Below are 11,883 nucleotides of genomic sequence, written 5' to 3' on the forward strand. Positions count from 1 at the left end.
GGGGCAGACGTCCGTCCGACGTTCCCGGTTCCCGCCTTTACATTGTAGATCAAGAAGTGCGGCCGGTCGGCGCCCACATGACCGCCCGCGGTCCCAGCTCGTGCAGCCCCGCCTCGACCTCCGCCTCCCAGTGGGACCTGATTCCCGGCCCCCAGCGTTCCTCGGGCAGCTCCTCGAACCCGTGCCCGGCGTACCAGGGCCCGTTCCAGGGGACGTCCCGGAACGTGAGGAGGCTGACCCCGGCCGCCCCCGCCTCGGCGGCCCGCTTCATGACCGCGTCCAGCAACCGGGCGCCGATCCCCTTGCCCGCCAGGTCGTCGCGCACCGAGATCTGCGCCAGGTACGCGGCACCGTCGACCTCCTCGACCGCCGCGAACCCCACCGGCGGGTCGCCGGCGACGATGATCTCGGCGTCCCCGCCCGACAGGAGCTCGACCACGGTCGGGCCGGGCGGGAACATGATCCCGATCTCGGCGAACATCCGCTCCCCGGAGATCTCGATCGGCGGCAGGGCCGGCAGGTCCTCCGGCCGCGCCACCCGAACCTCGTAGTCCATTCCGCAATGGTAAAACGCCGTTCGACTCCGCTCTCCCCGCGCACGCCCGGCCGGCACACGCGAACGCGGCGACGCCCATTCGCACGCCTGGGTCTCCGCAGCCACGGCGGCCCCCGGACGCGGGATAAATGGGATGCGGGGACGGGGCGGCCGTGGCCATGATCGAGCATGGATTGGACGCTGAGCTACGACCTTGACGAATTCATGGCGGCGGCGGGCGGCTTCCTGCGCGACGACCCCGCCCGGAACACCGTGGCGCTCACCGTGACCGGAGACATGCGCGTCCAGAGCCCCGAACAGCGCAAGGGCACTCTGTTCGGGTGGTGGCCGGCGGGCGGGCACGTCGAGGGCGCGTTCCTGTGGACCCCCTCGTATCCGCCGCTGCTCAGCGCGCTGCCCGAGCGGGCGGCGCGGGGCCTCGCCGACGTGTTGGCGGGGCGGGAGGCGCGCTTGCCCGGCGTCAGCGGCTCCCAGGCCGCCACGGAGGTGTTCGCGGACGAGTGGAAGCGGCGCACCGGCACCGCGAGCCGGGTGGCCATGCACCAGCGCCTCTACCGGCTGGGCGAACTCGAAGTGCCCGATCCGCTGCCGGACGGCACCGCACGCACCGCGAACCGCGACGAACGACCGCTGATGCTGCGGTGGGCCACGGCGTTCTGGCAGGAGGTCGAGGAGAACGGCCCGGTGAACACGGCGATGCTGGACGCCAGGCTCGAGACGGGCCGCATCGCGCTGTGGGAGGCCGGCGGGCAGCCGGTCGCGATGGCCTGGTGGTCCCCCGTGGTCGCCGGGATGTCCCGCGTCTCGGTCGTGTACACACCGCCGGAACACCGGCGCCGCGGCTACGGAGCGGCCGCCACCACGAAGGCCACCCGGTCCGCCATGGAAGAGGGCGCGACAGACGTCGTCCTGTTCACCGACCTGGCCAACCCGACGAGCAACGCCGTCTACCACCGGCTTGGCTACCGCCCCGTAGAAGACCGCATGGTCCTCACCTTCACCTGACCCGCACGCCACCGCCTCTCCCGGCTCAGCGCGTCCGCGGGTGCGGATGCGGGGCCGCGGAGGGCGGTTGCCGCTCGCGGGTGGTGCGGCTCGGGCTAGTGGACCCCGGCCTCCTTCATGTCGCGCAGTTCGCGCTTGAGCTCCTTGATCTCGTCGCGGAGGCGGGCGGCGAGTTCGAACTGGAGGTCGGTGGCGGCCTGGTGCATCTGGGCGGTCATCTGCTCGATGAGGGCCTCCAGGTCCTCGCGGGGGTGTTCGCCGACCAGGTCGGCGGCGTGCCGACCCACCTCCCTGGTGCGGGACGCGAGTCCCGGGACGGGGGCCTTGCCGCGGCTCTGCTGGCGGCCGGCGCCGCCGATGAGCGTCTCGGTGTCGGCTTCCTCGCGGACGAGGGAGTCGAGGATGTCGGCGATGCGCTTGCGGAGCGCCTGCGGCTCGATGCCGTGCTCCTCGTTGTACGCCTGCTGCTTGGCGCGGCGGCGGCTGGTCTCCTCGATCGCGCGTTCCATCGACGGGGTGACCGTGTCGGCGTACATGTGGACCTGGCCGGAGACGTTGCGGGCCGCGCGGCCGATCGTCTGGATGAGGGACGTCTCGGAGCGCAGGAAGCCCTCCTTGTCGGCGTCCAGGATCGCGACGAGGGACACCTCGGGCAGGTCGAGGCCCTCGCGGAGCAGGTTGATGCCGACCAGGACGTCGAACTCGCCGACGCGCAGCTCGCGCAGCAGCTCGATCCGGCGCAGGGTGTCGACCTCGCTGTGCAGGTAGCGGACCTGGATGCCGAGTTCGAGGAGGTAGTCGGTGAGGTCCTCGGCCATCTTCTTGGTGAGGGTGGTGACGAGGACGCGCTCGTCGCGTTCGGTGCGCTCGCGGATCTCGTGGATGAGGTCGTCGATCTGCCCCTTCGTGGGCTTGACGACGATCTCCGGGTCGATGAGGCCGGTGGGGCGGATGACCTGCTCGACGACGTCGCCCTTCACGCGGCCCATCTCGTACGGGCCGGGCGTCGCGGACAGGTAGACGGTCTGGCCGATGCGGTCGAGGAACTCCTCCCACTTGAGGGGGCGGTTGTCCATCGCGGACGGCAGCCGGAACCCGTGCTCGACCAGCATCCGCTTGCGGGACGCGTCGCCCTCGTACATCGCGCCGATCTGCGGGACGGTCTGGTGCGACTCGTCGACGACGAGGAGGAAGTCCTCTGGGAAGTAGTCGAGGAGGGTGTTGGGGGCGGTGCCGGGGCCGCGGCCGTCGATGTGGCGGGAGTAGTTCTCGATGCCGGAGCAGGTGCCGACCTGCCGCATCATCTCGATGTCGTAGGCGGTGCGCATGCGCAGCCGCTGCGCCTCCAGCATCTTGCCCTGCCGGTCCATGACGGCGAGGGTCTCCTCCAGCTCGGCCTCGATGTCGCGGATGGCCCGCTCCATCCGCTCGGGGCCGGCGACGTAGTGGGAGGCGGGGAAGACGTACAGCTCGTCGTCCTCGGTGATCTGCTCCCCGGTGAGGGGGTGCAGGGTGGCGAGCTTCTCGATCTCGTCGCCGAACATCTCGATGCGGACGGCGAGCTCCTCGTACTGCGGGATGATCTCGATCGTGTCGCCGCGGACCCGGAACGTACCGCGGGTGAACGCGAGGTCGTTGCGGGTGTACTGCATGCCGACGAGCTGCCGGAGCAGGTCGTCGCGGTCGATCTCCTGGCCGACGCTGAGGCGCACCATGCGGTCGACGTACTCCTGCGGCGTGCCGAGGCCGTAGATGCAGGACACGGACGCGACGACGACGGTGTCGCGGCGGGTGAGCAGCGAGTTGGTCGCCGAGTGCCGCAGCCGGTCGACCTCGTCGTTGATCGAGGAGTCCTTCTCGATGTAGGTGTCGGTCTGCGGGATGTACGCCTCGGGCTGGTAGTAGTCGTAGTAGGAGACGAAGTACTCGACGGCGTTGTTCGGCAGCATCTCGCGCAGCTCGTTGGCGAACTGGGCGGCGAGCGTCTTGTTCGGCTGCATGACCAGCATCGGCCGCTGCACCTTCTCCACCAGCCACGCGATCGTGGCGGTCTTGCCCGTGCCGGTGGCGCCGAGCAGCACCACGTCCTGGTCGCCGCCCTCGATGCGGGCGGTCAGCTCGGCGATCGCCTGCGGCTGGTCGCCCGACGGCGTCATCTCGGTGATGACCTCGAACGGCGCCACGCGGCGCCGCAGATCCGTGATCGGCCGCATCGTCGCCTCTCCCTGTTCCATCGGCTGCCTGCTCCACCAACTGTATGCAGCGGCTACGACAATCGGTATCCGCGCAGGTCGCAAGCCCGGCGACCCGGTCAGGACGCGGGCAGCGGGATCCTGGCGCGGACGGCGTAGCCGCCGCCGCGGGGACCGGCCTCGAAGGTGCCGCCGAGGGCGGTGACGCGCTCGCGGAGGCCCACCAGGCCGTTGCCGCCGCTCGGCAGCCGGTGCTCGGGCCGGGCGACCGGCGGATCGTTGGCGACCTCCACCTCGATCGCCTCCGGTAGCAGGCCGAGGTCGACGCGGGTACCGGCCGTGCCGGCGTGCTTGTGGACGTTGGTGAGCGCCTCTTGGACGAGGCGGTACACCGTCCGTCCCACGGCGGCGGGGATGGGACGCTCGTCGCCGCGGATCGACAGGTCGACGCTGAGGCCGGCCGCACCGGACTGCCCGACGAGGTCGCGGACGTGGGCGACGGTCAGCGCCTCTTGGGGTAGGGCCTCCTCGCCTTGCCTGAGGACACCGATGACATGGCGGAGTTCCTCCAGGGCCTGGCGCCCCATGTCCCCGATGACGCCGGCCGTCTCCGCCGCCCGCTTCGGGTCGCGCACGGCGATCGCCTTGAGAGCGCCCGCGTGCACGACCATGACACTGATCCTGTTGGCCACCACGTCGTGCATCTCCCGGGCGATGCGCGTCCGTTCCTCGCCCCGCGCGCGCTCTGCGAGGAGGTGCTGTTCCCGTTCGAGGCGTGCGGTGCGTTCCTGGAGGGAGACGAGGAGTTGCTTGCGCGCCCCCATGTACAGCCCGAGCAGGACCGGGACGCCGGTGAACGCGACACTGAAGATCGCCTGCGCGATGAAGGGTTCCTTCGACGCCGTGGGCGCGGCGACGGCGAGCGAGGTGACGTAGCCGAGGACCGCGATGGTCACGACCGTCCGGCGGGACGTGGTGTAGGCGGCGAGCGAGTACAGGATGACGAGCGCGGAGAACGCTCCCGAGCCCGTGATCGTGCCGAACGTCACCAGGAACAGTGCGAGACCCACGGGATGGATGCGCCGCACGACGGTGGCCAGGCCGAGCACGACGCTGCATGACGAGACGACGGACGGCGGAAGCCAGAACTCCTGCTCGGCGAACCACAGGAACAGCCCGTCACCGACGGCGAGCGCGAGTGCCAGGGAGACGTCGAGCGCGCGTGAACGCTTCGTCGGCCACGCCGCCGACCACCAGCCCCGCACGCGCATGCGACGAGCCTATAGCGCGCGGCAGGCTACCAGGACCGCTCAATGAGGAAGGTCACCGACACCCGTCGCTTGACGCGGATCTACCTCCGCCCGGTCATGACGAAGCATGCCCCTGGAAGGGGGGGTCCAGGGGCGATGTCATGTCCGAGCCGCTACCGAGCCACACCATCGGACGCGGCGACCAGGCGGGCCAGGACCCTGCCCTGCTCCTCCTGGCGAGCGGCGATCTTCCCGAGCTCACCCATGATCATGTTTACGGCCGAGCCGATCTCCTGCTTGAACTCCCGCCTGACCAGGTTGATCCTCTTGTCAAGCTGTTCCGTGGTGACAAGGTGCTTGAGGTCGTCCTTGGTGGCCAGGTCAGCCAGGGTGACCTCTTCTAGAGGCTTAGACGCCATGGGGGGGATGCTACCTCTCCGTCGTGGTCCTGTATTCGCCGGACGGCGATGACCTCATCCTGCCACAGGCGGAGACTCTCCGTGCACAGTCGATCACCCTGGGGTGCGATCCGGTGCGGCGCGGCTGGTGAGGGCTTTCCAGAGGGCGTCCACCTGGTTCCGCAAGTCCTCAAGGGTGCCGGAGTTGTCGATGACGTGGGTGGCGACGGCGCGGCGGTCCTCGCGGGACGCCTGGTTCGCCATGCGGGCGCGGGCGTCCTCCTCGGTCATGCCGCGGCGGGCGACGAGGCGGTCGAGCTGGACGTCGGCGGGGGCGTCCACGACGACGACCTCGTCGTACATGGGGGCCAGGCCGTTCTCCGCCAGCAGGGGCACGTCGTACACGACGACCGCGTCCTCGGGGGCGGCGTCCATGAGTTCCTGCATCCGCTCCCCCACCAGCGGATGGACGATCGCGTTCAGCGCCGCCAGCCGGTCGGGGTCGCTGAACACGATCCGGCCGACCCGCTCGCGGTCGAGGCCGCCGCCGGACGGGAGGAGCACCTCCGCGCCGAACTCCTCGACGACCGCGGCGAGGCCGGGCGTGCCCGGCTCGACCACCTCGCGGGCGATCTTGTCGGCGTCGATGACCACGGCACCGTGCTCGGCGAGCCGCGCCGACACCGCGCTCTTGCCCGACCCGATTCCGCCGGTGAGTCCCACTTTCAGCACGGGCCTCACCCTAGTAGGTCACTCGGCTGCGGCCGGGACGAGGGGCTTGCGCATGTGGACGAGCGTGAGGTGCGCGGCGACGCGCTCCCGGTGGGTCTCGGAGTACCCGGCGCGACGGTACAGGCGCAGGTTCGCCTCGCTGAGGTGGCCGGTGAACAGCACGCACGCGTCGGCGCGTCCGGTCACCTCGTCCTCCAGCGCGGCGAGGAGGCGCCGCCCGATGCCGCGTCCTTGCAGGTCGGGGACGACGACGAGCCGCCCGATCAGGCAGGTGTGCTCGCTGAACTGGGCGCGGACGGCCCCGACGAGCCGCCCGTCGAGCACCGCCTTCAGCACGACCGCGTCGCTCGCCAGCACCTTCCGGAGCTGTTCGGCGGACTCGACCAGCGGGGGGATGAACGGGTCGCCGTACAGCTGCGCCTCCGCGACGTAGGCGGCGCGCTGGACGGTCAGCACCTCCCCGGCGTCCCGCGGGCCGGCCCGCTCGACCGCGACGCTCGGTTCGCTCATGGGCACGACCCTAGCGGCGGAACGCGGGCCGGGTCCGCTCAGCGCCCGATCCGGACGGTCACCGCGACCGGATAGTGGTCGGAGGCGTCCGACACCGGCACGTCGTACTCGGTGACGAGGATGCCGTCCGACCCGAAGATCCAGTCGACGCGCGCGCCGTCGGACCTGGTGGGGGACGTGTCGTCGCCGATCGCGGTGCTGCGCAGGTCGGTCCCGTCGGTCATCGCGGCCAGTTCCGGGCTGTCGGGGCCGGCGTTGAAGTCGCCGCCGATCAGCGTGCGGGGCGCACCGCCCCAGGCCCGCAGCAGCGCCGCGATGGAGCGGGCGCGCTCGTCGGCCTGCTTCTCGCCGCCCTCCAGGTGCGTCGACCACACGTCCATGGTGGTGTCGCCGACGCCGAGCCGCGCCCAGACGTAGCCGCGGATCTGCGACCAGTCGCCGCGCGGCCAGCGGCCCGTCCCGGAGCTGTGCACCGGCAGCGATGTCAGGATCGCGTTGCCGAACTGCCCGTCGGCGGCCGGGCCCCAGATCAGCTTCATGCCGAGGCGCCGCGACAGCCACACGCCGACGTCGGCGGTGCCCGACAGCAGCGACCCGCGGCTGGCCTCCTGCAGCAGGACGACCTGGGCCTGCTCCTCCTCGATGACGCGGGCGATGCCCTCCGGGTCGAGACGTCCCGACTGGTTGACGGCGTCGTGGATGTTGTAGCTGAGGACCCGCACGTGGCCCGGCAGCGGCGGCGCGGGCGCCTTCCCGTCCGGTGCGGCGACGGTGAACACCAGGGTGCCGGCCAGCAGCGCGAGCGCCGCGGCACCGGCGGTGAGGGCGCGCAGCGGAGCGCGGGCGGGCAGCGGGCCGCCGCGGGCGGACGCGATGGCGGCGAGCGCGCCGAGCGCGATCCCGGCGATTCCCGGCAGGGCGTTGTTCGGGAACGGCAGCGGGGAGATGGCGCTGACCTGGTACGGGACGAGGATCAGCGCGATCAGCAGGCCGCCGAGGGCGGCTCCGGCGTCGACCCGCCAGGCCGGCCCGCCGGCTCCGGCGCGGCGCAGCGGCGCCCGCACCGCCACCGCCAGCAGCCACGCCGACAGCACCTGCCCGAGGATGACGATGGGCACGACCTCGATGCCGGAGAGCGCGTACGTCCCGGCGACGGCACCGGCGCCGACCCCGAGGACGGTGCCGCCGAGCACGCACACACCGCCGGGGACCGCCCGCACGGCGAGGCCGGACGCGAGGAACGCCAGCGCGAGGCCCTGCCCGGCGATGATCGTGACGTGCGCGGCGGTCAGTGACAGCCATCCGGACGACGCCACGAACGCCGGGCTGGACAGGATGAGCACCTGCAGCGCCAGGAACGGCCCGAACGCGGCCGCGCCGAGCGCGTCCCGCCAGGAGATCCCGGGCGCCGCGACGGGCTCGGCCGACATCTCCCGGTAGAGCGCGGCGGCGCCGAGGGCGACGAACGCCAGGCACGCCAGCCACGGCCCGATGCCGCCGCGCCACACGGGGTCCCAGGTGGCGAAGCACATCCGCACCGCGGCGTCGATGGACAGGCCGGCGACGGTCGCGGTGGCGAACCCGACGCCGGACAGCCCGCGGGCGCCCTCGTACAGCGCCCCGACGGCGATCATGCCGATGGCGGTCGCGGCGAACGCGAGCCAGACGCGCGGCTCGACGGCCTGCGCGAGCAGCCGGACGGCGAACAGGCCGCCGACCGCGCCGAGCAGCACTGCGCGGGAGCCGGCGGCGCGGCGGATCACCGGCGCGGCGAACCCGGCGAGGAACACCACGAGCACACCGGCGGCGGCGACGGCGGGGCTGGTCCGGTCGGCGAAATGGTCGAGCTGGGGCAGGGCGAACCGCAGGGTCTGCGCGAGCACCGCGACCGTGACCGCGATGAGCGCGAGCCTCGCGGGGCCCGGCGGGACGATGGACGGGCCGGACGCGGCGGGGCCGCCGGTCCTGGTGCCGGCGTCGGTGTTGGCGTCTGTGCTGGCCACTTGAACGAGTGCTCCCCGGGGGACGAGCGGACCTGCGGGACGGGTGGGCGCTGCGTGGTGACGGGCCGGCGGGCAGCGCCGGTGCCGCGCGGCCGCCCGACATCATGGTGACGCAACCGAGGCACGGCCGGAGGCCGATCCCGCGAGATCGTTCTCCGGCCGTGCCTGGGGCGTGTTCGGATTGTCGGTGGCCGCGGCGACGGGGCGGTCTCGCCCCCTTGGCCGTTGGCCGCGGTGGCGGAGAGCCGTCACCGGTTTCCCGTCCTCCGGCGGGCCGCACGCGGTCCGCCGGAGGAGGGGATGGGGTTACTGGCCGCCGGAGAGCTTCTCCCGCAGCGCGGCGAGCGCCTCGTCGGTGGCCAGGGCGCCACCGGTGGTCTCGCTCTCGCCGCCGCCGGAGTAGGACGTCTCGCCGCCGCCGCCTCCGCCGCCACCACCGGACGCGGGCTCGGCACCGGCCTCGGCCTCGGCCTTGCGGGCCTCTTCGATCTGCTTGCGGTGGGCGTCGAAGCGGGACCGGGCCTCGGCGTACTGCCGCTCCCAGGTCTCGCGCTGCTCGTCGAAGCCGGGCAGCCACTCGCCGGTCTCGGCGTCGAAGCCCTCGGGGTACTTGTAGTTCCCCTGCTCGTCGTACTCGGCCGGCATGCCGTAGAGCGTCGGGTCGAAGTCCTCTTCCTCGATGCTCGCGGCGCCCTCGTTGGCCTGCTTGAGCGACAGGCTGATCCGGCGCCGGTCGAGGTCGATGTCGATGATCTTCACGAAGATCTCGTCGCCGACCTGGACGACCTGCTCGGGGATCTCCACGTGCCGCTCGGCCAGCTCGGAGATGTGCACCAGGCCCTCGATGCCCTCCTCGACGCGGACGAACGCGCCGAACGGCACCAGCTTGGTGACGCGGCCCGGGACGACCTGCCCGATCTGGTGGGTGCGGGCGAACTGCTGCCACGGGTCTTCCTGCGTCGCCTTGAGCGACAGCGAGACCCGCTCGCGCTCCATGTCGACGTCCAGGACCTCGACCGTGACCTCCTGGCCGACCTCGACCACCTCGGAGGGGTGGTCGATGTGCTTCCAGGACAGCTCGGAGACGTGCACCAGCCCGTCGACGCCGCCGAGGTCGACGAACGCGCCGAAGTTGACGATCGAGGACACGACGCCCTTGCGGACCTGGCCCTTCTGCAGCGTGTTGAGGAAGGTCTGGCGGACCTCGCTCTGCGTCTGCTCCAGCCAGGCGCGGCGGGACAGGACCACGTTGTTGCGGTTCTTGTCCAGCTCGATGATCTTGGCCTCGAGCTCGCGGCCGACGTAGGGCTGCAGGTCGCGGACCCGGCGCATCTCGACCAGCGACGCGGGCAGGAAGCCGCGCAGGCCGATGTCCAGGATCAGGCCGCCCTTCACGACCTCGATGACCGTGCCGGTGACGATGCCGTCCTCGTCCTTGATCTTCTCGATCGTGCCCCAGGCGCGCTCGTACTGGGCGCGCTTCTTGGACAGGATCAGCCGCCCCTCCTTGTCCTCCTTCTGGAGGACGAGGGCCTCGACGTGGTCTCCGGTGGAGACGACCTCGTTCGGGTCCACGTCGTGCTTGATGGACAGCTCGCGCGAGGGGATGACGCCCTCGGTCTTGTAGCCGATGTCGAGGAGGACCTCGTCACGATCGACCTTGACGACAGTGCCCTCGACAATGTCGCCGTCGTTGAAGTACTTGATGGTCTCATCGATCGCGGCGAGGAAGGCTTCCTCGGACCCGATGTCGTTGACCGCTACCTGCGGGGTGGTCGAGGTGGCCTCGGTGCTGCTCGTCATGTGTCGGCTGGCTCCGGTACGGACAGTGAAGTCGTATTGGTTACTGCGCGGAGGGCCGTTTTCCGCCCTGCCGAGGACCGGAAAGGGACGCGGACCGTGCCGCGTCAGTGCACCGAACCGTTGTCGCCGACCTGACCGAGCGCGAGCCTGCTCCGTCCGAAGCTCGCGCAGGCCCACAGCGCAGCGATCAGGATATGGGACCAATCTCCCGTGGTCAATCCGGCTCCGGCGCGCCGGTCAGTATGTCCGCGCCCGACCCCGGTACTCCTTGGCCAGCCGGTCCTCGGACGCCTTGGGAAACGTCACGGTGTTCGGGTCACCGTCAGATGTGTACCGCTCCGCCGGGTGCTTGTCCAGGTGTTCGAGCCACGCCGTCGAGCAGAACTTCTTGCAGTCGTTCTCCTTGATCTTGCCCTCGGACCGGATCCGGGGGATGTTCCACCGGTCGAACTCCTCGTCGAACGGCGATGCCGACGGCCGCCACCCGGCGAGGAAGATCCCCTGGAAGGAGTACCGGCCGTCCTGCTTCCGCGCCCACCGCTCCTTGCCGGGCACGGCCCCGAACGGGTAGGCGAGGGTCGCCGTGTGCGCCCCGCTGAGCTGGACGACCCGGTCCTCCAGGGAGCCGATCTCGTCCTGCACCTTCTTCTCGGACAGCCCCGAGAGGTTGGGATGCGACTTCGTGTGGTTCCCGACGTCGTACCCGTGCTGGCGGAGCCACTTCAGCCCGGCGGACGCCTGCTCGTCCTCCATCCCGAAGATGTCGTCGACCAGGAAGAACGTCGCCGTCGGCCGGAACCCGGGGTGCTCGCTCGCGACCTGCTGGATGACCGCCACGGCGGTGTCCGGCGCGGGATTGCCCTGTGCGTCGAGCGCGAACTGGTCGGGCGAGCTGTCGTCGAACGTCAGCACCACCGGGTACTTGCCGGCGGGGACGTTGAACCGCCCGCTGACGAACTCGGCCGCCGTGATCGGCTGGTAGCCGCTCTCGGCCAGGCGCGTCAGCTCGTCGTAGAGCTCTTTGACCGACCGGTCCAGCGACCGTTCCGGCTTCTTCACGATCCGGTGGTACATCAGCACCGGTATCTGGCCGAGCTCGTTCGCCTTGGCGGCCGCGGCCGCGGGCGCCGCCGCGGGGATGGGCCCACTCGGCGACACCGATGGCGACCCGCCCCCCTGCGCAGGCGTGGTGGCCCCCGCCTCGACCGCCCCCGCGGCCGGCGAAGCCTGGGAAGCGGCCCGCCCGGCCGGGTCCCTCTCCTCACGCCCCCGCCGCTCCCCGGGAAGCGTCAGCCCCAGGACCACGGCGCAGACGATCACAACTCCAGCGATCTTGTGAAGCAGAGGCACGCTACCCCCCGCCGGTCGACCCAACAGGACCCGGAGACAGCCTACGGTTCCCGGGACAACAAGGACACCTACTCGCCTACCCCC

10 protein-coding genes are annotated in these 11,883 nt (G+C 71.4%); 1 reads left to right on the forward strand and 9 read right to left on the reverse strand.

All coding sequences use genetic code 11. The annotated features are described in order from the left end of the window. Nucleotides 1-49: 49 nt before the first annotated feature. Nucleotides 50-556: a GNAT family N-acetyltransferase gene (locus E1289_RS20275; protein WP_131982428.1), complete on the reverse strand. Its 507-nt coding sequence runs from the start codon at nt 554-556 to the stop codon at nt 50-52. A 168-nt stretch (nt 557-724) separates the two neighbouring features. On the opposite strand from E1289_RS20275, the gene E1289_RS39665 reads away from it, so the two are divergent. Continuing rightward, nucleotides 725-1,561 (forward strand): GNAT family N-acetyltransferase, encoded by an 837-nt coding sequence (locus E1289_RS39665; RefSeq protein WP_131982430.1) that lies wholly within the window; start codon nt 725-727, stop codon nt 1,559-1,561. A gap of 95 nt (nt 1,562-1,656) precedes the next feature. Here E1289_RS39665 and uvrB read toward each other — a convergent pair whose 3' ends face one another. The 8 genes from uvrB to E1289_RS20320 all read right to left on the reverse strand — a co-directional run bounded on the left by uvrB (nt 1,657) and on the right by E1289_RS20320 (nt 11,607). Next, complete coding sequence (uvrB, locus tag E1289_RS20285; RefSeq protein WP_131982432.1) at nt 1,657-3,774, reverse strand: excinuclease ABC subunit UvrB; 2,118 nt, start codon at nt 3,772-3,774, stop codon at nt 1,657-1,659. 98 nt (nt 3,775-3,872) lie between these two features. Continuing rightward, nucleotides 3,873-5,024 carry a histidine kinase gene (locus tag E1289_RS20290; RefSeq protein ID WP_131982434.1) on the reverse strand — a complete coding sequence of 384 codons (1,152 nt, stop codon included), beginning with the start codon at nt 5,022-5,024 and terminating at the stop codon, nt 3,873-3,875. A gap of 152 nt (nt 5,025-5,176) precedes the next feature. Further along, nucleotides 5,177-5,422 (reverse strand): hypothetical protein, encoded by a 246-nt coding sequence (locus E1289_RS20295; protein WP_131982436.1) that lies wholly within the window; start codon nt 5,420-5,422, stop codon nt 5,177-5,179. Between the two features lie 93 nt (nt 5,423-5,515). Continuing rightward, complete coding sequence (gene coaE, locus E1289_RS20300) at nt 5,516-6,133, reverse strand: dephospho-CoA kinase (protein WP_131982438.1); 618 nt, start codon at nt 6,131-6,133, stop codon at nt 5,516-5,518. An 18-nt stretch (nt 6,134-6,151) separates the two neighbouring features. Next, nucleotides 6,152-6,643 (reverse strand): GNAT family N-acetyltransferase, encoded by a 492-nt coding sequence (locus E1289_RS20305; RefSeq protein WP_131982440.1) that lies wholly within the window; start codon nt 6,641-6,643, stop codon nt 6,152-6,154. 38 nt (nt 6,644-6,681) lie between these two features. Further along, nucleotides 6,682-8,646 (reverse strand): endonuclease/exonuclease/phosphatase family protein, encoded by a 1,965-nt coding sequence (locus tag E1289_RS20310; RefSeq protein ID WP_131982442.1) that lies wholly within the window; start codon nt 8,644-8,646, stop codon nt 6,682-6,684. A gap of 306 nt (nt 8,647-8,952) precedes the next feature. Beyond that, entirely contained in the window at nt 8,953-10,449 is a 1,497-nt protein-coding gene (gene rpsA, locus E1289_RS20315) for a 30S ribosomal protein S1 (RefSeq protein ID WP_131982444.1), read from the reverse strand. A 237-nt stretch (nt 10,450-10,686) separates the two neighbouring features. Beyond that, nucleotides 10,687-11,607, reverse strand: a complete 921-nt coding sequence (locus E1289_RS20320; RefSeq protein WP_243712978.1) for a polysaccharide deacetylase family protein — start codon at nt 11,605-11,607, stop codon at nt 10,687-10,689. Nucleotides 11,608-11,883 lie beyond the last annotated feature (276 nt).

Origin of the sequence: Actinomadura sp. 6K520 (assembly GCF_004349245.1) — a bacterium.
In the GTDB taxonomy this organism is placed as follows: domain Bacteria; phylum Actinomycetota; class Actinomycetes; order Streptosporangiales; family Streptosporangiaceae; genus Spirillospora.

Excerpts from the sequence above, each read along its gene's own strand:
- E1289_RS20275 (WP_131982428.1), bottom strand. The coding sequence starts at position 556 with ATGGACTACGAGGTTCGGGTGGCGCGGCCGGAGGACCTGCCGGCCCTG.
- E1289_RS39665 (WP_131982430.1), top strand. The coding sequence starts at position 725 with ATGGATTGGACGCTGAGCTACGACCTTGACGAATTCATGGCGGCGGCG.
- uvrB (WP_131982432.1), bottom strand. The coding sequence starts at position 3,774 with ATGCGGCCGATCACGGATCTGCGGCGCCGCGTGGCGCCGTTCGAGGTC.
- E1289_RS20290 (WP_131982434.1), bottom strand. The coding sequence starts at position 5,024 with ATGCGCGTGCGGGGCTGGTGGTCGGCGGCGTGGCCGACGAAGCGTTCA.
- E1289_RS20295 (WP_131982436.1), bottom strand. The coding sequence starts at position 5,422 with ATGGCGTCTAAGCCTCTAGAAGAGGTCACCCTGGCTGACCTGGCCACC.
- E1289_RS20305 (WP_131982440.1), bottom strand. The coding sequence starts at position 6,643 with ATGAGCGAACCGAGCGTCGCGGTCGAGCGGGCCGGCCCGCGGGACGCC.
- rpsA (WP_131982444.1), bottom strand. The coding sequence starts at position 10,449 with ATGACGAGCAGCACCGAGGCCACCTCGACCACCCCGCAGGTAGCGGTC.